The sequence below is a fragment of the Caulobacter soli genome, assembly GCF_011045195.1.
GTDB classification, from domain to species: Bacteria; Pseudomonadota; Alphaproteobacteria; order Caulobacterales; family Caulobacteraceae; genus Caulobacter; species Caulobacter soli.
The window spans coordinates 3,639,720-3,661,326 of the sequence record NZ_CP049199.1; the positions used below are offsets into that span (position 1 = coordinate 3,639,720).

The 21,607-nt window shown below is 68.5% G+C and carries 23 protein-coding genes and 2 tRNA genes; 7 read left to right on the top strand and 18 right to left on the bottom strand.

Annotation, left to right across the window (positions count from 1 at the left end; translation table 11 throughout):
* Positions 1-5 precede the first annotated feature (5 nt).
* Positions 6-2,198 (bottom strand): catalase/peroxidase HPI, encoded by a 2,193-nt coding sequence (gene katG, locus G3M62_RS17015; RefSeq protein ID WP_205691878.1) that lies wholly within the window; start codon positions 2,196-2,198, stop codon positions 6-8.
* Positions 2,199-2,360: 162 nt separating this feature from the next.
* Between katG and G3M62_RS17020 the strand changes: the two genes are divergently transcribed.
* Positions 2,361-3,266, top strand: a complete 906-nt coding sequence (locus G3M62_RS17020) for a hydrogen peroxide-inducible genes activator (RefSeq protein ID WP_165189050.1) — start codon at positions 2,361-2,363, stop codon at positions 3,264-3,266.
* A 148-nt stretch (positions 3,267-3,414) separates the two neighbouring features.
* Here G3M62_RS17020 and G3M62_RS17025 read toward each other — a convergent pair whose 3' ends face one another.
* Together G3M62_RS17025 and spbR are read right to left on the bottom strand one after the other, a co-directional pair.
* A complete protein-coding gene (locus tag G3M62_RS17025; protein WP_165189052.1) occupies positions 3,415-4,176 on the bottom strand; it encodes an NUDIX hydrolase in 762 nt (253 codons plus the stop codon).
* A 207-nt stretch (positions 4,177-4,383) separates the two neighbouring features.
* Positions 4,384-5,520 carry a SpbR family protein gene (gene spbR / locus G3M62_RS17030; protein ID WP_165189054.1) on the bottom strand — a complete coding sequence of 379 codons (1,137 nt, stop codon included), beginning with the start codon at positions 5,518-5,520 and terminating at the stop codon, positions 4,384-4,386.
* 161 nt (positions 5,521-5,681) lie between these two features.
* On the opposite strand from spbR, the gene G3M62_RS17035 reads away from it, so the two are divergent.
* Together G3M62_RS17035 and G3M62_RS17040 are read left to right on the top strand one after the other, a co-directional pair.
* Positions 5,682-7,487 carry an ATP-binding protein gene (locus G3M62_RS17035; RefSeq protein ID WP_165189056.1) on the top strand — a complete coding sequence of 602 codons (1,806 nt, stop codon included), beginning with the start codon at positions 5,682-5,684 and terminating at the stop codon, positions 7,485-7,487.
* Between the two features lie 63 nt (positions 7,488-7,550).
* Positions 7,551-8,735 carry a CaiB/BaiF CoA transferase family protein gene (locus G3M62_RS17040; RefSeq protein ID WP_165189058.1) on the top strand — a complete coding sequence of 395 codons (1,185 nt, stop codon included), beginning with the start codon at positions 7,551-7,553 and terminating at the stop codon, positions 8,733-8,735.
* 148 nt (positions 8,736-8,883) lie between these two features.
* Here G3M62_RS17040 and G3M62_RS17045 read toward each other — a convergent pair whose 3' ends face one another.
* Positions 8,884-9,747 carry a transglycosylase SLT domain-containing protein gene (locus G3M62_RS17045; RefSeq protein WP_165189060.1) on the bottom strand — a complete coding sequence of 288 codons (864 nt, stop codon included), beginning with the start codon at positions 9,745-9,747 and terminating at the stop codon, positions 8,884-8,886.
* Between the two features lie 175 nt (positions 9,748-9,922).
* On the opposite strand from G3M62_RS17045, the gene G3M62_RS17050 reads away from it, so the two are divergent.
* Complete coding sequence (locus G3M62_RS17050) at positions 9,923-10,648, top strand: energy transducer TonB family protein (protein WP_165189062.1); 726 nt, start codon at positions 9,923-9,925, stop codon at positions 10,646-10,648.
* A gap of 163 nt (positions 10,649-10,811) precedes the next feature.
* Here G3M62_RS17050 and G3M62_RS17055 read toward each other — a convergent pair whose 3' ends face one another.
* From G3M62_RS17055 to G3M62_RS17070, 4 genes are all read right to left on the bottom strand, one after another.
* Entirely contained in the window at positions 10,812-11,201 is a 390-nt protein-coding gene (locus G3M62_RS17055) for an ammonium transporter (RefSeq protein ID WP_205691879.1), read from the bottom strand.
* Between the two features lie 17 nt (positions 11,202-11,218).
* On the bottom strand, positions 11,219-11,515 hold the full coding sequence (locus tag G3M62_RS17060) for an autorepressor SdpR family transcription factor (protein ID WP_165189064.1): 297 nt from the start codon (positions 11,513-11,515) through the stop codon (positions 11,219-11,221).
* Positions 11,516-12,232: 717 nt separating this feature from the next.
* Positions 12,233-13,396: an acyl-CoA dehydrogenase family protein gene (locus tag G3M62_RS17065; protein ID WP_165189066.1), complete on the bottom strand. Its 1,164-nt coding sequence runs from the start codon at positions 13,394-13,396 to the stop codon at positions 12,233-12,235.
* Between the two features lie 42 nt (positions 13,397-13,438).
* Positions 13,439-14,428, bottom strand: a complete 990-nt coding sequence (locus G3M62_RS17070; RefSeq protein WP_165189068.1) for an NAD(P)/FAD-dependent oxidoreductase — start codon at positions 14,426-14,428, stop codon at positions 13,439-13,441.
* 181 nt (positions 14,429-14,609) lie between these two features.
* Between G3M62_RS17070 and G3M62_RS17075 the strand changes: the two genes are divergently transcribed.
* The 3 genes from G3M62_RS17075 (at position 14,610) to G3M62_RS17085 (ending at position 15,544) form a co-directional block, all read left to right on the top strand.
* Positions 14,610-15,032 (top strand): helix-turn-helix domain-containing protein, encoded by a 423-nt coding sequence (locus G3M62_RS17075; RefSeq protein WP_165189070.1) that lies wholly within the window; start codon positions 14,610-14,612, stop codon positions 15,030-15,032.
* A 93-nt stretch (positions 15,033-15,125) separates the two neighbouring features.
* A complete protein-coding gene (locus G3M62_RS17080) occupies positions 15,126-15,278 on the top strand; it encodes a hypothetical protein (protein ID WP_165189072.1) in 153 nt (50 codons plus the stop codon).
* A 119-nt stretch (positions 15,279-15,397) separates the two neighbouring features.
* Positions 15,398-15,544 (top strand): hypothetical protein, encoded by a 147-nt coding sequence (locus G3M62_RS17085; RefSeq protein ID WP_165189074.1) that lies wholly within the window; start codon positions 15,398-15,400, stop codon positions 15,542-15,544.
* Between the two features lie 58 nt (positions 15,545-15,602).
* Here G3M62_RS17085 and G3M62_RS17090 read toward each other — a convergent pair.
* From G3M62_RS17090 to G3M62_RS17135, 10 genes are all read right to left on the bottom strand, one after another.
* Positions 15,603-15,679 (bottom strand) — tRNA-His (locus tag G3M62_RS17090).
* Positions 15,680-15,809: 130 nt separating this feature from the next.
* Positions 15,810-16,550 (bottom strand): energy transducer TonB family protein, encoded by a 741-nt coding sequence (locus G3M62_RS17095; RefSeq protein ID WP_165189076.1) that lies wholly within the window; start codon positions 16,548-16,550, stop codon positions 15,810-15,812.
* Between the two features lie 9 nt (positions 16,551-16,559).
* On the bottom strand, positions 16,560-16,994 hold the full coding sequence (locus tag G3M62_RS17100) for a biopolymer transporter ExbD (protein ID WP_019847727.1): 435 nt from the start codon (positions 16,992-16,994) through the stop codon (positions 16,560-16,562).
* Positions 16,995-16,999: 5 nt separating this feature from the next.
* Entirely contained in the window at positions 17,000-17,899 is a 900-nt protein-coding gene (locus G3M62_RS17105) for a MotA/TolQ/ExbB proton channel family protein (protein WP_029589236.1), read from the bottom strand.
* Between the two features lie 946 nt (positions 17,900-18,845).
* A tRNA-Phe gene (locus G3M62_RS17110) sits at positions 18,846-18,921 on the bottom strand.
* A gap of 109 nt (positions 18,922-19,030) precedes the next feature.
* Complete coding sequence (gene yacG / locus G3M62_RS17115; protein ID WP_165189078.1) at positions 19,031-19,201, bottom strand: DNA gyrase inhibitor YacG; 171 nt, start codon at positions 19,199-19,201, stop codon at positions 19,031-19,033.
* A complete protein-coding gene (locus G3M62_RS17120) occupies positions 19,198-20,238 on the bottom strand; it encodes a ribonuclease E/G (protein ID WP_165189080.1) in 1,041 nt (346 codons plus the stop codon). The genes yacG and G3M62_RS17120 overlap by 4 nt, the downstream gene beginning before the upstream one ends.
* Positions 20,235-20,819, bottom strand: coding sequence for a Maf family protein (locus G3M62_RS17125; protein WP_165189082.1), 585 nt, complete (start codon positions 20,817-20,819; stop codon positions 20,235-20,237). Before G3M62_RS17125 ends, G3M62_RS17120 begins: the two co-directional genes overlap by 4 nt.
* A 9-nt stretch (positions 20,820-20,828) precedes the next feature.
* Positions 20,829-21,047 (bottom strand): translation initiation factor IF-1, encoded by a 219-nt coding sequence (infA, locus tag G3M62_RS17130; RefSeq protein ID WP_004617696.1) that lies wholly within the window; start codon positions 21,045-21,047, stop codon positions 20,829-20,831.
* 97 nt (positions 21,048-21,144) lie between these two features.
* Entirely contained in the window at positions 21,145-21,603 is a 459-nt protein-coding gene (locus G3M62_RS17135; protein ID WP_165189084.1) for an arsenate-mycothiol transferase ArsC, read from the bottom strand.
* Between the last annotated feature and the right edge of the window lie 4 nt (positions 21,604-21,607).

The following is a 21,607-nucleotide window of genomic DNA, read 5'->3' on the forward strand; positions in this document are numbered from 1 at the left end:
TCGTATCAGGCGGCCAGGTCGAGCCGGTCGGCGTTCATTACCTTGTTCCAGGCCGCGACGAAGTCGCTCACGAACTTCTCCTGGGCGTCCGAGGCGGCATAGACCTCGGCCAGGGCCCGAAGCTCGGCGTGCGAGCCGAAGATCAGGTCGACGCGGGTGGCCGTCCATCGCGGATCGCCGGACTTGCCGTCGTGGCCTGCGAAGGCGTTGGCGGCGGTCGGGCTCCAGGTCGTGCCCATGGCCAGCACGTTCACGAAGAAGTCGTTGGTGAGCACGCCCGGGCGGTCGGTGAGAACCCCCGCCTTGGCGCCGGCGGCATTGGCGCCCAGGGCCCGGAGACCGCCGACCAGGACGGTCATCTCCGGCCCGCTCAGGCGCAGAAGTTGGGCGCGATCGATCAGGGCCTCTTCGGGCGACATGAAGTGATCGCCCGCCCTGCGGTAGTTGCGGAAGCCATCCGAACGCGGTTCCAGCGGCGCGAACGAGGCCGCGTCGGTCTGCTCCGCCGAGGCGTCGGTCCGCCCGGGGACGAACGGAACCTCGACGGACGTCCCGGCGTCCTTGGCGGCCTTTTCCACCGCCGCCGCGCCGCCCAGCACGATAAGGTCGGCCAGCGAGATCTTCTTGCCGCCCGTGGCCGAGCCGTTGAAGTCCCTCTGGATCCCTTCCAGCGCCGCCAGCGCCTTGGCCAGGACGGGCGGGTTGTTGACCTCCCAGTCCTTCTGCGGCGCCAGGCGGATGCGCGCCCCGTTGGCGCCGCCCCGGCGGTCGGAGCCACGCCAGGTCGAGGCCGAGGCCCAGGCCGTGGAAACCAGTTCGGCGACCGACAGCCCCGAGGCCAGGATCTTCTGCTTCAGGGCCGCGACGTCCGAGGCGTCAGCCAGCGGATGGTCGACCGCCGGAACAGGGTCCTGCCAGATCAGGGTCTCGGCCGGCACCAGCGGACCGAGATAGCGGCCCTTCGGGCCCATGTCGCGGTGGGTCAGCTTGAACCAGGCGCGGGCGAAGGCGTCGGCGAACTGGTCGGGGTTCTCCAGGAACCGGCGCGAGATCTTCTCGTATTCGGGGTCGAAGCGCAGCGACAGGTCGGTGGTCAGCATCCGCGGCTTTTGCGTCCTGGCGCCGTCAAAGGCGTTGGGGATGTCGGCCGGCGCGTTCTTGGCCTCCCACTGCTGGGCTCCGCCGGGGCTCCTGGTCAGCTCCCACTCGAACTTGAAGAGGTTCTCGAAGAAGTGGTTGCTCCACTTCGTCGGGGTCTGGGTCCAGGTGACTTCCAGCCCGGACGTGATGGCGTCGGCGCCGACGCCCGTGCCGTGCTTGCTGCGCCAGCCCAGGCCGTGGTCATGGATCTCGCCGCCCTCGGGTTCGGGACCGACGAACGACGGATCGCCCGCGCCGTGGGTCTTGCCGAAGGTATGGCCGCCGGCGATCAGGGCGACGGTTTCCTCGTCGTCCATCGCCATGCGCGCGAAGGTCTCGCGAATGTCACGGGCCGCCGCGACCGGATCGGCATTGCCGTTGGGCCCTTCCGGATTGACGTAGATCAGGCCCATCTGCACCGCGCCCAGGTCCGAGTGCAGCTGGCGCTCGCCGCTGTAGCGCTCGTCGCCCAGCCACGAGCCCTCGGGACCCCAGAACAGCTCCTCGGGTTCCCAGGTGTCGGCGCGACCGCCGCCAAAGCCGAAGGTCTTGAAGCCCATGGACTCCAGGGCGACATTGCCGGCCAGCACGTAGAGGTCGGCCCACGACAGCTTGGCGCCGTATTTCTGCTTGATCGGCCACAGCAGGCGGCGCGCCTTGTCGAGATTGGCGTTGTCCGGCCAGCTGTTGAGGGGGGCGAAACGCTGCTGCCCGCCGCCCGCGCCGCCACGGCCGTCCGTGATGCGATAGGTGCCGGCGCTGTGCCAGGCCAGGCGGATCATCAGGCCGCCATAGTGGCCGAAGTCGGCCGGCCACCAGTCCTGGGAGTCGGTCATCAGGGCGTGCAGGTCGGCGATCACCGCGTTCAGGTCGAGGGTCTTGAACGCCTTGGCGTAGTCGAACGCCGCGCCCAGGGGGTTGGATCGCGGCGAGTGCTGGTTGAGGCTTTCAAGGCGCAGGTTCTGCGGCCACCAGTCGCGATTGGATCGGCCGGCCCGGCCATGTCCCATCGGGCACTGGCCCTGAGCGCTGTCTTCGACCTTCGCATCCATCGTCATGTTCCTCCGCTTCGCGTTTCACAGATCGCCGGACCCGAAGGCCTGCACGGGTTGTCGTCCCGGTGTTGGGCGCGATTGTTCGCTCAACTTCTCGATAAAGAGAAGCCTCAAGATTCAATGGATGTGATAGGCTTAGCCTATTACGCTTGAACGACGGACCGCATGAACCTTCGAGACCTCCGCTACCTGCTGGCCGTGGCCGAGCACGAGCATTTCGGACGCGCCGCGCGGGCCTGCGGCGTCAGCCAACCGACCCTGTCGGTGCAGATCCGCAAGCTGGAAGAGCTGATGGGCGTGACGCTGTTCGAGCGCACTAGCAAGACGGCCGCCCCGACCGCCGCCTGCCAGCAACTGATCGGCCACGCCCGCGCCGCCGTGACCGCCGCCGAGGCCATACTGGCCACGGCCCGAAACCTGCGCGACCCGCTGTCGGGCCGCTTCCGCCTGGGCATCATCCCGACCCTGGCGCCCTATTTGCTGCCTCTGGTCTTCGCTCCCCTGCGCGAGGCCCTGCCCATGCTGGAGCTGGAGCCCTGGGAGGACCAGACCTCGGCCCTGCTGGAGCGGCTGCGCACGCACGAGCTGGACGCCGCCCTGCTGGCCACCGAGGTCGACGGACCGGACCTGATCAGCCTGCCGCTGTTCGCCGAACCCTTCCTGGCCGCCCTGCCCCCCGAGCATCCGCTGGCTGGAAGTCCGGTGATCCAGGAAACCGACCTGGCGAGCGACATCCTGGTGCTGGCCGACGGCCACTGCCTGCGCGACCAGACGGTGGAAGCCTGCGGCGGCGACGCGGCGCTGAGCGGTCCACTGCGGGCCGCCAGCCTGTCGACGCTGCTGAACATGGTGGCGGCCGGCTACGGCACGACCCTGATCCCGGGCCTGGCGGCGGGCGCCGCCCAGGACGCCGGCATCGTGCTGCGGCCGCTGGCGTCCCAGGCGGGGCGCACCGTGCGCATCGTCTGGCGGGCGCACTACCCCCGGCGCGCGGCGGTGGAAGCCGTGGGCGAGGTCATCGCCGACCGTTTGCGGGGGTTCGCGGAGGGGGCGGCGACGGGGATGGTTTAGGGACGTTCGTGCCGGTGAACACCTGCCCCCTACGGATCGCTTCGCGATCGTCTTCCCCCGTAGGGGGAAGAGGCGCGTCCTCCGCCCCTACGGGGGCGGACAGACCGCGAAGCGGTCAGGTGGGGGCAAGTGCGTGTGCGCCAACGCCCTACAACGCCGACAACGGCTCCGCCACATCGCCATATCCCGCGTCCGGCTGGATCCGCAGCGACGCCCCGTCGACCCAGGGCTCCACGGTCACCAGCGGCCGCGCTCGCGCCGTCTCGATCGCCCCTTCGGCGCTGAGACTCTCCGCCAGCAGCTGCAGGTTCATCCGCGTGGGAAAGATCACCTTGCGCTCACCCGCCTCCGCCAGGGCCAGCGCCTCGCCGGGCGCGATCCATTCGGCGTCGACCGCCTCGTGACCGTCGCAAACGGCCAGCTGCGCCGAGGGCGCGTGGGCCACGTAGAACCAGGTGTCGAAGCGCTTGGCCATCAGCGGCGGGGTGATCCAGCGGGCGAACAGGGTCAGGGCCGCCAAGTCCAGCTTCAAGCCAAGGTCCCGGACCACGTCCAGGAAGGCCACGCGATCCTCGGCCACCGCCGCCCGCACGTCGATCGCCGCCTCGCCGACATAGATCGCGCCGGCCGCGTCGCGGGCCAGCAGCACGCCAGCCTCCTCATAGGCCTCGCGGATGGCGGCGATGCGCAGGGGCGCGCCGTCCTCGCCGACGCTCTCCCAGCCGGTGGCGTGGTCGGCCCAGGCCGGGTCGTGGTCGCCGGCGTGGCTCTTGCCGCCCGGAAAGACCAGGGCCCCGGCCGCGAAGTCGATCTGGTGATGCCGCTTGACCATAAGCACCTCGAACGGCGCGTCCCGCAGCAGCAGGATGGTGGCGGCGGGGCGGATGGGGTCGGCGGCGCGCTCGGTCATCGCATGAGGTTGGCGCCGATGCGGGGCGGCGGCCAGAGGTTTCGAACGGGCGTTTGCCGCACCAAACTCCGCTCATCCCGGCGAATGCCGGGACCCAGATCCCGTGGCGATGTGGATGATTGGAAGGGCTCAACGCTTATGGCGTCAGCCTCGAAGTCATTCCATCTGGGTCCCGGCATTCGCCGGGATGAGCGGATAAGTGAAGCCCTACCCCGCCGCCGCCGTCTTGGCCCGCTCGCTCAGGCGGTCCGCCCGGTCCAGCAGATAGTCGGCGTCCTCGCGCGACACCGACGGCGCGGCGGTGAGGAAGCGCTGGATCATGTGCTCCTGGAAACGCTCGCGATCGCCCGGGCGGCCGTCGTATTCCAGGGCGTGGAAGGCGTCGACGCCCGCGCGGAAGGCCGGTTGCAGGCGCGGCGGCAGGCCGGCCCGCTCGCAGATCGCCTTCAGGCCCAGGTGCCCGGCGTCGTGGATCATCAGCCAGGTGCGGTGATGCGGCACGCCGGCCAGCTCGGCCACGCCCCACTCGAAGAAGGTCATGTGGCCATGGGCCAGGGCCCGCAGCAGCAGCGACGGCGACAGGCGCCCCACGCTGTTGAGGTGTGCGGCGAAGGCCTTGGTGTCGACCGAGCGGCCGGCCTGGTCGACCAGGTCGATGGTCGCCCGTTCCTTGGTGTCGAGGATCAGCTCCAGCGTCCGTTCCGCCGACAGCGGATGCGAGGCCAGGATGTGGTCGCGCAGGTGGTCGCCGACCATATCGATCAGGCGCTCTGTCACCGCCAACGGCAGGCTCGAGCGGTAGGCGACGGCGGTCAGCACGGTCTCGGACTTGGAGAAGCGTTCGAGCGCCCGCTGCAGGGCGCTCTCGGTCATGCGGGCGTTGTCGTTGGCGCAGACGGCGGCGACCACGTCTTCGCCCCCCTGCTCGACCAGCAGGCTCGTCACCTTGCGCGACAGCTTGGGGCGCTTGGCCACGGCCATCTGGCGCACCGGACCGCCCAGGCGGACGATCTCGGCCAGATCGGCGTCGCTGAACACCGGCGAGAAGCTGATGATCGGCAGCGAGATGCTCTCGACGTCGCGGGCCAGACGGTTGGCGACATCGGCGGGCAGGGTCGGCGAATTGCGTAACGTGACCGCCATGGCGCGGCGCACCAGTTCGGCGGCGTCGGCGGCCATGACCCGCAGGATCTCGGCCGCCAGCACGCGCTGGTCCTCGTCCAGCTCGGCGCGGTCGATGGTGCGGCACAGCTTGTGGGCCGCCAGCGCACGCTCGTCGGGCGTCGCGCCCTTCACCAGCATGCGGATGTCGTGTTCGGTCAGAGCGGCGCGCGTGGTGGCCATGGACGTTCCCCATCCCCCCTTTGGATGGTGTGGAATCGGATCATCCCCCGTTAGGCTTAACGATTGTTTGCCCTCAATGCTCTGCGCGTTAACGATATGCCGTAACTCGGCGCAAACCGCGATCGCCTAGGGTCTGCCCTCACCAGCCGAGGAATCAGTCCTTGTTCGCCGAGCGCCGACCAAACACCCCCGCGGACGGCGGCGCCGACGCCCGTCTGGCGCTCGACGCCCAGACCGCGCTGTTGCCCTACGCGCTGGCCGTTTTCGCTGTCAGCCTGCCGATTTTCGTCTGGGCCTGCTCGTTCGCCGAGAACGCCGGCTGGATGGCGATCAGCTTCGCCGTGTTCGCGATCAACTGGGGCGTCTTCTACGGCGTGGTGGCCTGGCTGCGCACCGAGGCGGCCCTGGACCTGAACCGCCGCGCTCGCGTGCATGTGCTGTCGGGCCTGCTGTGGGCCGTGGCGGTGTGCCAAATGGCCGCATTCGCCGATGCGTCCGGCGGCGTGCGCGAGACCCTGCTGCTGCTGTCGGCCGGCGCGGCCGTGGTCTGCATCTTCTTCGCCGCCCCGTGGCTGCTGGCCCTGCTGATCACCGCTCCCGTCGCGGCCGCCGGTCCGCTGTACCTGCTGTTCTCACGGCCGGAGAGCGAGCGGTCGGGCAGCATGGCGTTCGGGGCCATCGCCCTGGCCATGGCCCTGTCGCTGGTTCTCAACCGCATGCTGCGTCGCCAGCACGCCCTGGCTCGGGCCCACGAGGCCCTGCTGGAGGAGCGGCTGAGCGTTCTGGAGTCCGCCGAGCGCGCCGCCCGCTCCAAGTCCGACATCGTCGCCACCCTCAGCCACGAGATCCGCAACGGCCTGACCGGCGTGACCCACGTGCTGGCCGCCGCCGCCGGCAAGGGCGGACGCGCCGCGCCGTCGCGCGAGCAACTGAACGCCGCCCTCGACGCCGCCCAGGACCTGGTGGCCGTGCTGAACGCCACCCTGGACTCCGAGACCGCCGAAAGCGGCCGCCTGGCCGTCGAGAGCGTGGCCTTCGAGCCCGTCCGCCTGATCCGCGACCTGGTGCTGCTGGACCGTCCGCACGCCGTGGCCAAGGGCCTGGAGCTGGTCGTCCATGTCGAGCCCGACCTGGAGCATCGCCAGCTGGGCGCGGCGATCGGCGACGCCCTGCGCACCCGCCAGATCATCGCCAACATCGTCGGCAACGCCGTCAAGTACACCGTGCGAGGCCGGATCGAGGTCCGGGTCGAGCGCCGCGACAACCTGATCGCCATCGAGGTGGCCGACACCGGTCCGGGCCTGTCGCGCGACGAGATGGACCAGGCCTTCCTGGCGTTCCAGCGGGTCGAGCGCACCGGGGCTGGCGTCAACGGCGCCGGTCTGGGCCTGTCGCTGTCGCGCCAGCTGGCCAAGCTGATGGGCGGCGCGCTGGAGGCGACCAGCGCCGTCGGCGTCGGCAGCTGCTTCACCCTGACCCTGCCCTTCGACGAGAACGCCATCTGCGCGATCGAGCCGACCGGCGGCGAGGCCCCGCAGCCGGTCGAGGCCGCCGGCGCCCCGCCGCGCAACCTGCGCATCCTGATCGCCGAGGACGACGCCCTCAACGCCGCCATGCTGCGCGCCATCCTCGAGCAACTGGGCCACCAAGTGGTCCACGCCCAGAACGGCCGCCGCGCCCTGGACCTGGCCAAGATCTGCGACTTCGACCTGGTGATGCTGGACGGCCGCATGCCGATCCTGGACGGCCCCCAGACCGCCGCCGCCCTGCGCGCCCTGGACGGCGCCAACCGCGACGTGGCGATCGTGGCGGTGATCGGCGGCGACGCCGACGAGGCCCGCGAATGCCTGGACGCCGGCGCCGACACCGTGCTGCGCAAGCCCGTCAGCGTCGCCGCCGTGGCCCGCGCGGTGGCCGACGCCGCGTCGCTGGATCGCAAGAGCGCCAACCAGGCAGCGGTCGCCTAAGCTCTTCCAACAAGCGTTTAAGTCGCCCACACTCGCCGCAATGACAAGAAGCGGGAGGATGCGATGCTGCGCGATCTGCGGGTCATCGAGCTGGCCACCTACATCGCCGCTCCGGGCGCGGCCGGGATCATGGCCGACTGGGGCGCCGACGTGATCAAGATCGAGTCGCCCGACGGCGACCCTGTGCGCGGCTTCTTCGACACCCTGGGCTCGGACCAGGCCGCCAACCCGATCTTCGAGCTGGACAATCGCGGCAAGCGCTCGGTCGTGCTCGACATCCGCACGCCCGCCGGCCGCGACGCCGCCAAGGCCTTGGTCAAGAGCGCCGACATCTTCCTGACCAATGTCCGCCCCGCCGGCCTGGCGCGGGCTGGGCTGGACCACGACAGCCTCAAGGCGGTCAATCCGCGCCTGATCTATTGCAGCGTCACCGGCTATGGCCTGGAAGGCCCCGACGCCGACCGCCCCGCCATGGACATCGCCGCCTTCTGGTCACGCTCGGGCGTGGGCGCGATCACCGGCCTGAAGGGCGCCGAGCCCCTGCCCCTGCGCACCGGCATGGGCGATCACGTGACTTCCTTGGCGACGGTGTCCGCCATCCTGGCGGCCGTCCACGAACGCCACCGCACGGGCGTCGGCCGGCTGGTCGAGACCTCGCTGCTGCGCACCGGCGTCTATGCGATCGGCTCGGACATGGCCGTCCAGCTGCGGTTCGGCAAGCTGGCCTCGACGCGGGGGCGACGCGAGGCGATCCAGCCCCTGGCCAACTTCTTCCAGACCCGCGACGGGCGCTGGATCTGCCTGCTGGCCCGCCAAGGCACCACCGACTGGGGCCGGATCGCGGCCGCCGCCGGCCGGCCGGACCTGGCGACGGACCCGCGCTTCGCCACCGCCCGCCTGAGGCGCGAGAACGGCCCGGAGCTGGTCGACATCCTGGACGGGGCCTTCGCGGCCATGGACTACGCGGAGGCCGCCGCCGCCCTGGACGCCGGCGACATCACCTGGGCGCCGTGGCAGACCCCGCGCGACCTGGTCGCCGACCCGCAGGCGACGGCGGCCGGCTGTTTCGTGGAGACCCCCGACGGCCAGGGCGCGACCTTCCCCGCCCCGGCCGGTCCGGCGCGGTTTCCAGGGGCGGAGGACGGGCCACGCGGCCCAGCGCCCAAGCTGGGAGAACACACGGCGGCGGTGCTGGCGGAGATCGGTTGGTCGGAGGATCAGGCCGGAGAGGCGGCGGGCGCACGCTAGCCCCGTTTCAACCGCTCATCCCGGCGAATGCCGGGACCCAGATCCCATAGCGGTGTGCCTGGTTGGAAGGGCTCAGAGCTCTTGGCGACAGCCTCGAAGCTATTCCATCTGGGTCCCGGCATTCGCCGGGATGAGCGGATTTTGGGTGTTACCGCTTGGCCTTGTCGCTGGCGTCGGACAGCACGCGCAGCATTTCCGACGAGAACATCGAGCTGGTCATCCGGGCGGCCGAGGAGCCGCCATTCGAGGCCAGGCTGAAGCCGTCATCGGCGTCCTGCGAGCCGCGCAGGATCAGGCTGACCAGGGCCTGCTGCTGCTGGATGCGCTCCAGCCGGCGACCGGTGGCGTATTGAACGAAGCCCTGGTCGGTGTCGGGCGTCTGGGTCGGCTCGGGCGTGGAAACCTCGCCGCCGCCGCCCGTCTTGGTCAGGTTGGCGTAGACCTCGCTGACCGTGGCCGCCCGCCCCTCGCGATAGAAGATCGAGCGATTGGCCGCCGCCGCGTCGGGGAACATGGCCGCGGCGCTGGCGCCCGGCGCGTTGCCCACGGCCTCGATCAGCCGCGCCGAACCCTGCGGTCCCAGGAAGTGGGCGGCGTAGAGCTCGCCGGCCGTGGGCGAGCGCCCGACCCGGCCGCGCAGATAAGAGGCGTGGTCGCTGGTCAGCTCGCCGGCCATCAGCGAGGCGGCGTGCGGATCCAGCTTCAGGCCCAGCACCGCCTTGCGGGCCTCGTCGCCGCTGACCCGGTACTTGCCGTCCGAACCCTGCTGGATCAGGTCGGCGTAGCGGGCGTAGCCGTACTTGGCGCCGTGTTTCTTCAGCGTCGACAGCCAGGTCTGGTCGACGAACTGGAACAGGCCCGAGGCCGACGAGGTGCGGGCCTTGGCGGCGGGATTGTAGCCGCTTTCGCGCTTGGCCGCGCCCATCAGAAACGTGAAATCCACGCCCGTCGCGCTGGACGCGCGCTGGATCGCCGACTCGACGACGCTGCGTATGGAGGTGACATCAGCCATGCCCGAAGATGTGAACGCGCATGGTTAATCACGCCTTAACCACCCGGCAGAAATTGCCTGTGTCGGGTTGACGCAGTTACGGATGTAAAAATTCTACGACCGTAATATTTACAAACGTAATTCCGCATGACAGGCTTGCTTCATCGACCCAACACGGTCGTTGAAGGAGGTCGCCATGGTTGCGTATGAAGGTTCGATCGGTTCCTACATCCCCGGCGTCGACGGACCCCGCCGCAAGCCGTCGAAGGCCCTGGTCGCGGCGCTGATCGCCGTTTCCGTCGCTCATGCCGGCCTGTTCGCCTATCTGGCTTACCAGAAGTATGTGCCGCCGATTACGACCGACAGTAGTGAGCCGCCAGCGTTCAAGCTCGATCCGGTGATCCCCGATCCCCTAAAGCCCGACAAGCCGGTCCCGCCCAAGGCGACGTCGAACCCGCCGCTGGTTCACAAGCCGACGCTGTTCACGCCTCCAACCGTCGACCCGCTGCCGGTCAAGCCGGTGGAAGGCCCACGCGATCCGCCCGGACCAGGTCCGGTGGACCTGAAGACCGACCTGCCGCCCGGACCTCCGACCACGGTCGATCCGACGCCCCAGCCCAAGGTCATCACCCGTCCCAACTGGCTGAAGAAGCCGGGGGCCTCGGAGTTCAGCCGGTTCTATCCGGAAAGCGCCATGCGGCGAGGCGTCGGCGGCCTGGCGACCCTGAACTGCACGGTGGCCGCCAACGGCTCGATCCAGGCCTGCAGCGTGCTGGACGAAACCCCCTCCGAGGAGGGGTTCGGCAAGGCGGCGCTGAAGCTGTCGAAGTTCTTCCGGATGAGCCCGCAGACCGAGAACGGCCAAGCCGTCGACGGCGCCAATGTCCGCATCCCGATCCGCTTCAACGCGGCCGAGGGTTAGGTTGAAAGCGCCGTGCGTGGTCCTCGTCCTTCGACAGGCTCAGGATGAGGACCATTTCATGCGTCGCGGGCAGTAGAAAACCTCATCCTGAGCTTGTCGAAGGACGAGGTTTTCGGCACTCAAGGCTGAATGTCGATCGGCCGGACCAAGAAGGCCACCCGGACTAGGCCGCCTTCGTCGTGTCCCGCAGCGACAGGCAATAGCCGAGCGTCACGACGATCCCCGCCAGGACCGCGCCGGTCCCGCCCAGGGCCGCCTGTCGGATCGGCGCGAACGCGAACAGCCCGGCATAGACCAGCCCGCTCAACGCCAGGGACCAGCCCGCCACCCGCCGGGCCTTGCGGGCCTGGGCGTTGGGGGCCTGGGCGTTGGGGACGAAGACCTTGGGCATCCGGTTGCCTTGCCAGGCGATCATCAGTCCGTTCATGCCGATGACCAGTCGTGTGACCGTGTCGCCGTCGACATAGCCCAGCTTGCGCGCAACGACCGCGCTCAGCGTCACGGCGAGGATGGCGCCGGCCCAGACGAGACTCCCGACCCATTCCCTGTTCATCGCACAGCCTCGGTCGTTCATCGCACAGCCTCCGTCTTGAGCGCCGGCGCCGCCTCGCCGAGGTCGAACGATTGGACGAAGCCCAAAAGTGCGTCTTCCAGCACCGAGAGCTTCAGGTGGTAGAGGACCGACTTGCCGGCCTTCTCGACGTGCACCAGGTCGGCCTCTTTCAGCACCGCGAAGTGCGCCGACATCGTCGGCTTGGAGACATCGAACTGCCCCGCCAGCTCACCCGCGCTCATCGGCCCCTGACGCAACAGCTGCAGCACCCGCCGGCGGGTGGGATCGGAAAGGGCTTTGAAGACCTGGCTCATGGTGAGACGATTAGCTAATCGTCGAAATGAGTCAAGAAGGATGTCGCGCAGGGGCACGGTTGGGGACACACGCATGCGTGTGTCCCCGGCCTTGCGCCAACAAGCGCCTGATATCCCTGCGCTAAATCTTTAATCCCCTCACCCTTTCAGGTCGCCCGTATCCTTTACCCACCTCGCAGCAGGGAAAGGGCGCATGGCCAGCGACCGATGCGGCGGCGAGGGGCGATCGAGCGGGAAGCTCTGTCGGCGGTTCTTTTCGGAGGACCGAACCTTGCGTCTCTGGTGCCGGTCGGGCCTGGAACACAGATACGACGTGACGTGAGGGTCGACTTAGCAGCAGGCGAGCGGTGACAGGCTCGCGGTCCGGGACAGGGGTTCGTTGACCTGGCCCGCCCGTCGGAGGCTTCAAAGCGGCGAGGCCCTAACAGGGCTCAGCGTCGCGGGCTTTCGGATAACGATGGCGCGGAGCGATCGGGCTTCGTCGAAACGGTATTCTTTTTTCGAACTCCGGACGATGTCCGGCGCTCCGCGACCCTTTCCATCAGCTCACAGCCAATGGCGTGGGATCACACCCCCTTGCCCCCACCTGACCGCTACGCGGTCTGTCCGCCCCCGTAGGGGGCGGAGGACGAGCCTCTTCCCCCTCCGGGGGAAGACGACCGCGAAGCGGTCCGTAGAGGGCACGTGGTCGCCGCACGGCCCGGAAAAAGACGTCCCTCAATAACTCTTCGGCAGACCCAGCACCCGCTCGGCGATGAAGTTCAGGATCATCTCGCGGCTGATCGGCGCGATGCGCGCGATCATCGCCTCGCGGAAATAGCGCTCGACGTCATATTCCTTGGCGTAGCCCATGCCGCCATGGGCCAGGACCGAGCTCTCGCAGGCGGTGAAGCCGGCCTCGGCGCCCAGGTACTTGGCGGCGTTGGCCTCGGCCCCGCAGTCCTGGCCGGCGTCGTAGAGGGCCGCGGCCTTGAAAGCCAGCAGGTTGGCGGCCTCCAGTTCGGCCCAAGACTTGGCCAGCGGATGGGCCACGCCCTGGTTCTGGCCGATCGGCCGGCCGAACACGATGCGCTCCTTGGCGTAGGTCGCCGCTTTCGCCAAAGCGGCCCGTCCCAGGCCGATGGCCTCGACCGCGAACAGCACCCGCTCGGGATTGAGGCCGTGCAGCAGGTAGGCGAACCCCTTGCCCTCCTCTCCGACCAGATCGCCCTCCGGCACGAACAGGTCCTCGATGAAGAGCATGTTACACTCGACGGCCTTGCGCCCCATCTTGGGGATCGGCTTGGCCTCGATCTGCTCACGATCGGTGTAGAACAGGCTCAGGCCCTGGGTCGGCTTTGCGCACTGGTCCTTGGGCGTGGTGCGGGCGATGATCAGGATCTTGTTGGCGCGCTGGGCGCCGGTCGTCCAGATCTTGCGGCCGTTCAGGCGATAGCCGCCCTCGACCTTCTCGGCCCGGGTCTCCAGGCTGGACGTATCCAGGCCCGAATTGGGCTCGGTCACGGCGAAGCACATCTTGTCCTCGCCCGAGATCAGGCGCGGCAGATGCCTTTCCCGCTGCGCGTCCGTGCCGAACTTCACGATCGGCATCGGCCCGAAAATGTTCAGGTGAATGGCGCTGGCGCCCGAGAAGCCCGCGCCGGACTGGGCCACGGTCTGCATCATGATCGCCGCCTCGGTCAGGCCCAGGCCCGCCCCGCCCACGCTCTCGGGCATGGCCACGCCCAGCCAGCCGCCCTGGGCGATGGCGGCCACGAATTCCTCGGGGAAGAGTCCGGTCTCGTCGGTGCGGCGCCAGTACTCGTCATCGAAGTCGGCGCACAGCTTGGCGACGCCCTCGCGGATGGCCTCCTGCTCGTCGGTCAGACCAAATCCCGCCATGCGTCCCTGCCCTGCTCTGTTAGCCATTTCTGGCGTTGTCGCTCAGGTCCTCGAGAAGCGTTTCGCGTCGAGCGACGCGGCGTCCGGGCCTGGGTTATCACCCTTCAGATACGCCGCGACCAGACCGGCCACAAGCGGGGCCAGCAGCCAGCCGTTGCGTCGCGCGCCCACGGCCAGCATCACGCCCGGCGTCGCGCTCCAGCCCACCAGGGGCAAGCCGTCGGGCGTGCTGGCCCGCACGCCCACCTCGGTGGTCAGCACCGCCTGGGCCAGCTCCGGACGCAGGCGGATCGCCGCCGCGCGCAGCGCCTCGGTCGCCGACGGATCGACGATCAGGTCGCCCCGGCCCATCTCCATGGTGGCGCCGATCGCGGGGCTTTCACCGGCGGCGATATAGACCCCCTCGCCTCGGATCACCGGTCCGGTCGCCGGGCCGCGGTCGGCGCGCAGGATCTGGCCCTTGATGGGCGCCAGCGCCGCCAGTTCCGGGGTCAGGCCGGCCGCGTCGCCGGCGCCCGTGGCCAGCACCACGGCGTCGAAGGCCGGCAGGTCGCCGGCGGCGAAGGCGCGGGGCTCGAACCGTCCGCCCAGAGCCTCGAAGGCGGTCTTGAGAACGGCCAGGGCCGGCCGTGCTTCGATCCGCCAGTCCTCCGCGTCGACCAGGGCCCCGTCCAGGCGCTGGAAGGGGGCGTCCAGGGCCTCGAAGCGGGCGGCGATGGTCGCCAGCCAGGCCGCCTCGCCTTCCACCCTGAGGCCGTCGCGCAGGATCGGCAGGTCCAGCCCCTCGACGAACGCCGGCCACAGGTCGCGGGCCCGGCGCAGCAGCGCCAGGTGCGGGGTCGAGACGGGATCGAACACGGCCTCGGCCACGGGGGCCAGCATGCCGGCGGCCACGCCGGAGGCGTTGTCGCCAGGCGGGGCGGGATCGAACAGCGTGACGTCGAATTGGGCGCGGGCCAGGGTCAACGCCACGGCCGATCCGATCGCGCCGGCGCCGGCCACCGCCACCCGCGCGCGCAGCTTGGTCTCCATGGGCGGCAAACACCCCCGCTCGCGCCAAACGTCAACCCCGGCGGGACATTTTGCGCCGGCGCGGCGTGTGTCAGAGGCGTGACTAACGCGCCCGCTTGGGTCTATCCTGCGTTAACCAAGCTGGACCACACGCACCAGCCTCGCGATGTGGCGTGTGGCGGCTGGGAGGAACGTGACGCGGATGACCGACAAACCCCCTTCCGACACGACTCACCCCGTCGATCTCTATGTCGGGGCCCGTCTGCGCATTCGCCGCAAGGTTCTGGGGCTCAGCCAGACTCAGTTGGCCGAGGCTCTGGGCATCACCTTCCAGCAGATCCAGAAGTACGAACGCGGGGCCAATCGGATCAGCGCCTCCAAGCTCTACGAGGCCGCGCGCCTGCTGCAGTCGCCGGTGTCCTACTTCTTCGAGGGGCTGGACGAGACCAACCACGACGGCGCCGACGACGGCTTCGCCCAGCGCATGACCCAGTTCGTGGCCACGCCTGAGGGCCTGGAGCTGGCCGGCCTGTTCCCGCGGCTGGACGACCGCCGGCTGCGCCGCCGGGTGGTCGACCTGGTCAAGGCCATGGTCGACGACGAACCGGGGGCGATCACGCCCTAGTCCCCGTCACCGGCTTCGGACGTCGGGGCGGATCAACCACACCGCCCAGGCGTTTGAGGGGCGACCGGCTCTGGTCGTCGCCTCTGGGCCTTCATGATCCTGATCGTCTCGCTCTTCCTGATCTGCGCCGTCGTCACCCCGTCGGCGGGCGAGGCCCTGCGCCGCCGTCAGCGCGCGATCCAGAACCGCAAGCGGATCGAGGCCTTCCTGCGCGACAGCCCGGTGGCAGACTATCGCCTCGACTAATCCATCCCCATATCGATGGGAAGCGGCGCTGTGCCGCACTGTCGCGAAACCGTCTTTGGGCGCAGCCTGAGGGTCGGCGAATGGATGCGCGAAGGTCGCGCGAGAGTCCGGAGGCCAGCGTGAAAACGTCTTCAGAGGCGGCCCAGGGTCGCATTCGCTATTGGTGGCAAGCCCGGCCCATGACCGGCCTGCTGGCGGGCTGGCTCGCGATCGCCCTCGTCGGCTGGCGGCTCTGGAGCGGCCTCAACGGTCACCATCACGCCTAGGCGCGGCCCCGGAACGAAAAAACCCCGGGCGCAAACCCAGGGCTCTTTGGCTTCACGATGGTACCGCCTCTCAGGCTTGAACTGAGGACCTCCGGTTCCACAAACCGGCGCTCTAACCAACTGAGCTAAGGCGGCGCATCGCGAGGGAGTGTCTTTAGTCGGACGCGAGAGCCGGATCAAGCGTCGAAACACTGCTTTTCACACGAAAACGCCCCGGAGCGATAAAGCTCCGAGGCGCTCGTTTCTTGGCCTGTCGCCTCGGTCCCTAGCGGGGGACCGTGAAGACGATCGGGATCGTGATCTGACCACCATCCACCGGGGCGCCGTCAAGCGTCTTCGGCTTCATGCGGAACAGTCGCGACAACTTCAGGGCCGCGTCGCCGAAGCCGTAGTCAGCCGGATTTTCCGACACGACCGAGCAGCCTTCCAGCGACCCCTTGGCGGTGACGGTGCACGACAGGGTCGCGCGACCGCCAACTTCCATCCGCTGAGCGCGGTCGGGGTAGTAGCGAGCCATGTCCTCGCCGGTGGGCTTGCGGGCCCAGTCCGGCTTGGTGATCACCGAAGCCCGAGCCGGCGGGTTCGAAGGAACCGGCGGCACGTTCGAGATCACCGGCGGAGCCGTTTGCTCGACCCGCTCCTTGACGGGAGGGATCGGCAGCGGCGGCGGCGGCGTCACGTCCGGCGGCGGCGCAATCGGCGGCCTCGGCTGCACCACCGCGGGAGGCGGAGGCGGAGCATTGGTCGGCGGCGGCGGCGGGGGCGGAGGAGGCGGCGGCGGCGGCGGGGGCGGCGGAGGCAGCTCCACGTCCACGGCGTCGTCGTGATACTCCTTCATCACCGCTTCGAACTTCTGCTTCGCCAGATATGCGAACAAAGCAGCGTGCAAACCGACGACGACGAGGGTCGCGATACCAAAGGCGCCGAGGCCACCTTTTTTGCGTCGCGGGCCGTCTGAGGTGAGCGGGTCGTAGTGGCGATGCTCAGGCGCTTGTTGTTCAGCCATGCATCACCCCTAGCTGTTTTGATCCTTGCCGATGAGCGCCACGCTATAGAAGCCGTTATCCTGGAGGGTGTTCATCACCTCCATGAAAGCTCCGTAGCGCGTCTTTTCGTCGGCACGGATATAGATGCGCTCCTTGGTGGGATCGCGACGACCGATGCTCTTCGTGAGGTCCGCACCCATCTCGTCGACCGTAGTGGGGTCGTCGCCAATGAAGACCTTTCCCGAAGCCTTGATCGAAATGTAGACAGGCTTTGGCGGGCTCGGCGACGGTTTCGCGACCGCCGGCGGCAGGTTCACTTCGACCGACACGGAGGCGAGCGGAGCCGCCACCATGAAGATGATCAGGAGGACCAGCATGACGTCCACGAAGGGCGTAACGTTGATCTCGCTGTTCTGGTCGATATTAAACCTGTCGCCCCCACCGCCTGAGAGTTTGGCGGCCATCGGTCTTACGCCCCTTTGTCGAGCTGGCGCGAGATGGCGTTCATCAGTTCAGCAACGAAACCTTCAGAGCGCGTGCCGTAGCCGGAAATGCGGGTCTGGAAGTAGTTGTAGAAGATAACGGCCGGGATAGCGGCGAACAGACCAATACCGGTGGCGAGCAGCGCTTCGGCGATACCGGGAGCGACGACGGCCAGGTTGGTCGTGTTGGTGTTCGCGATGCCGATGAACGAGGTCATGATCCCGTAAACCGTACCGAACAGACCGATGAACGGACCGGCCGAACCGACCGAGGCCAGGAACACCATGCCGCCCGACAGACGCTTGGCCAGCGAGGCTTGCACCGCGTTGATGGCGTAGGTGGCGCGCGACAGGGTCGAGTCGCGGTGTTCGCCGCCGACGGCCAGGCCAGCTTGGCGCGACAGTTCGACTTCTTGGGCGGCCGCGGCGGCCATGTCGGCCATCGGGTTGCCTTCGAATTCTTCCGACGAGCCGATGCGGGCGATGTCGGCGATCGAGCGAGCGCCGCGGAAGGCTTCCAGGAACTTGTCCGACTGCTTGTTCAGGGCGCCGAACTCGAACAGCTTGGTGATCAGCAGGACCCACGAGAAGACCGAGGCCAGGATCAGGCCGATCATCACGACCTTAACCACCGCCTGGGCCGACAAGAACATGCCGATCGGGGTCAGGGAGTGGGATTTCATCTTTTCGGTCGCGGCGACGCCGGCGTCCAGGGGCTCTTCAGCGGGCGCGGCGGCCGGGGCCGGCGCGGCGGCGGCCGGAGCGGCCGCTTCGGTGGTGGCCGGCGCAGGAGCCGCAGCGTCCTGAGCAAAAGCCGGGGCGCTCACCATCAGCGCCATGGCGCCGACGAGAGCGATGAGGGGGGTTTTCCGTTTAATGTCGAGCATCTGTCGCCAGTTCCTGATTGGTCTAGCACGTTTGGACCGAGGGTCGTCGCGCGAGAGCGTCTCCACCCTAACTTGAATAGCTCGCAAGCTGGCCGATCGCTCGGACGTCCTGCGAACCCGCTTCGCTGCGCTCGACCCGTTACGCCCCCCAAGCCAGGCTCATGCCCATCAAGAAGGATCGTTTCGAAGCGCGTGTGATCGCCGCCTCCGGGAAGGCTGCGATCTTACCGCAATGTTAGAATTGCGGCAGGGGTCCTTTGGCAACCCCTTTTCGTACCGTCAAGGGGTTCGAAGAGGCATAAATTCACCGCCCCTCCGATGCACCCCATGCCGTTGCCGCACCGCACAAATGAGAAATCAGGATTTGAGGGCGGTTTTTCCCTGCCAAAGGGAATATCGATGTTGCGGCGCAGCATGCTTACAAAACATCGGTCTCGCAGACCTGATCGGAACGCGCATGACGCCAGAGTTCAATCTAGCCGCGAAACGCCTCCACCAGTGGTCTGACCTCCGCCACCGGCATAGCCGCCTCGACTAGCCCCGCGGAGACCGGATTTTCACCACCGGTCAGCCTTTCGACGCCGCAAATCGCCTCTCGCGTCGGCGCCGGAACGAAAATGGCGTCGTCACCCACCCTGTCAGCGACGGAACCTTCGCCAGGTCCGATCGATCACCCAACACCACGCCAGTGCCCCGCTCACCTCCCCCGGATCGTCTAAACGACCACTCCAGGAATCGGCGACGCGCTCGACAGCGTTTCCCGCTGGTCGATTTCGACGTGGCCTCGCCGCAGACCGCTAAAATTTCACATCTGCCCTGAGGCGGACGGATATGATCAAGATCGCGGCGCCAGCACTACGCCCCCTCTCCCGCGAAGCCGCGGAGATTCAGCGACACAATCCCGCTCGTGGAGAAAACGGGACGAGGAGTTCGCTTGAAAAGGAGGTGGTGCCTGGAGGCGGATTCGAACCACCGACACGCGGATTTTCAATCCGCTGCTCTACCAGCTGAGCTATCCAGGCCTAGGCCAAAAGGCGGTGTAAACCACCTCGGCGCCCACCTTGCGGCGGGGAGCCGCGTCTATAGGGGAGGCTAAAAACGAAGTCCAGCCCCTGTTGAAGCGATCTTGAACTATTCGCGACCGAAGTCTGTGGACGGCGGATTCTCCTCGTCCTCGTCGGCTCCTGGCACCACGTACCGGTCCGACAGCCAGCGGTTCAGGTCGATGTCGGCGCAGCGCTTGGAGCAGAACGGGCGGAAGGCCTGCTCGGCGGGTTTCTTGCAGATCGGACAGGCGCTCATGAGGATGCGACCTCCAGACGGTCGTTTGGCCAGTCGGCGACGACGGCCAAGGTGAAGCGGCGGCCGATCTTGTCGGCCAGGGCCGTGTCGAGGGCCGCGAAGGCCTCGGCGACGGCGGCGTTGCAGCGGCCGGCCAGCTTGCCGCCGGGATCCGCCCTGCCCTCGCGCTCGAAGGCCCGGACCAGACGCAGAGCGCCATGGCGCGCCGACGGTTCGCCCGACTCGTCCAGAAGCCGGTCGAGAATCGGCTTGGTCCGGCGCGGCACGATCATCTCCAGCGCCCCGAACTTGCTGATCGGGCCCAGGCCCACGCCGGGATTGTCGATGGCGAAGGCGTTGCGGGCCGCCGTGGTCAGGGCCGGACCGTCGTGGCCTCGACCGACCAGGTCGAAGACCACCAGCCCCGCCAGCCCTTTCAGGCGCAGGATGCGGGCGGCTGTCGTGAAGGCGGCCATGTTGGCGGCGCGGGCCGCCTTCTTGGAATCACCGTCGCGGGCGCCGAGATCGACGTCGACGGCGACCAGGGCCCGGGTCGCCTCGATGCTGACGTCGCCGCCGCCCGGCAGGGCGAAGACGGTCTCCAGGGCCTCGGCCTCGGCGGCCTCAACCGCCTCCAGGGCGGCCAAGCCCTGGGTCGGCGAGCCGGACTTCACCCACAAGCGCAGCAGCTCGTCGATGGTCGGGGCGAGGGCCAGCACGCGCGGCTCGCCCTCGGCCGGGCCGACATAGCGGGCCACGGCCGACTTGTCGCGACGCGAGGGATTGCGAATCTCGACCTCGACCACCTGGCCCTCGACCAGCTTGGGCATGTCGGGCTTCAGCGCCAACAGCAGATCCGCGCCGCCCGGCAGGGCGACGAAGGCCGAGTTGAAGGCGCGCTCGATCTTCTTGACCCGAGCGACGCCGCGCACGCCCTCGGCGTCCAGCGGGTCGTCGCCGTCCCATTGGGCGACCAGGCGTTCGGGGCGACCGTCCAGGGTGACGACCCCGACCGTCTCGCCGATGCCCGTATAGAGGTAGGCGCGCCGTTCGCTCATTTTCGATAGCCCAGGCCGGTCAGCAGGTTCAGCGTCTCGTACAGCGGCAGACCGACCACCGAGGTGTAGGAGCCGTGCAGGTCGATGATGAAGCCGCCCGCCACGCCTTGCACGCCGTAGCCGCCCGCCTTGCCGTTCCATTCGCCGCCGGCCAGGTAGTCGGCCTGCTCGGCGTCGGACAGATGCTTGAACTGCACGCGGGTCTCGACCAGCCGCGAGGCCTCGCGCCCGTCGGGAGCGATGGCCGCCACGCCGGTCAGCACCTTGTGGTTCCGTCCCGACAGCAGCTTGAGGCAGTAGGCCGCCTGCTCGGGCGTTTCGGCCTTGGGCAGGATGCGGCGACCGACGGCGACGACGGTGTCGGCGGCCAGGACGATGGCGCCGGGCGAGCGAGGCGCGACGGCGCGCGCCTTCTCGACCGCCAGGCGCAAGGCGTGGCGGCGCGGGGTCTCATCCCGCAACGGCGTTTCATCGATGTCGGCGGGATCGACCCGATCCGGGGCGACGCCGACCTGCGTGAGCAGGTCCAGGCGCCGGGGGCTCGCGCTGGCCAGGACCAGCGGCGTCCGCTGGACGACCATCCGCCAGCCCTACTTGAAGCGGTAGGTGATGCGGCCCTTGGTCAGGTCGTAGGGCGTCATTTCCACGAGCACCTTGTCGCCGGCCAGCACGCGAATGCGGTTCTTGCGCATCTTGCCGGCGGTGTGGGCGATGATCTCGTGATCGTTCTCCAGCTTCACGCGGAAGGTCGCGTTGGGCAGCAATTCGCTGACCGTACCGGGAAACTCGAGCAGTTCTTCCTTAGCCATCAGGCCTCTCAAAACGGGTGACGCCATGCCGGTAAAGCCCCCGCGACGATTGAGTCGGGGAGCGGATCGCGGCTGCGAGGCGGGGTGTATAGCGCATTCACCCCCCGAACGTCGATGGCGCGCCGAAACGTTGTCGAATCGCCGTGGCCAGAGCGTCACGAACCTCGCGGTAAGCAGTAAGCATGGCGTCGCGCGAGCCGTCCGCAAGGGTCGGATCGTGAGTCGGCCAGTATTCGATGTCGGTGGCGCGGTCTCGGGCCAGCTCCACGGCCCGGTGCTGGGCCTCGGGGGTCAGCGAGATGACGACGTCGAAACTGTCGTCCTCCAGTTGGGCGAAGCTCTTGGGTTTGTGGCGGGTGACGTCCAGGCCCATCTCGTCCATGACCACCGCCACGAACGGATCGACGCCGTCGTCCGACGGGTCCGGCTTCAGCCCGCACGAATCGACGAACGCCCGCGTGCCGTAGAAGTGCTTGAACAGCGCCTCGGCCATCGGCGAGCGCACGCGATTGAAGTTGCAGGCGAAGAGCACCGCGCCTGGAAGCTCGCCCGACAACGCC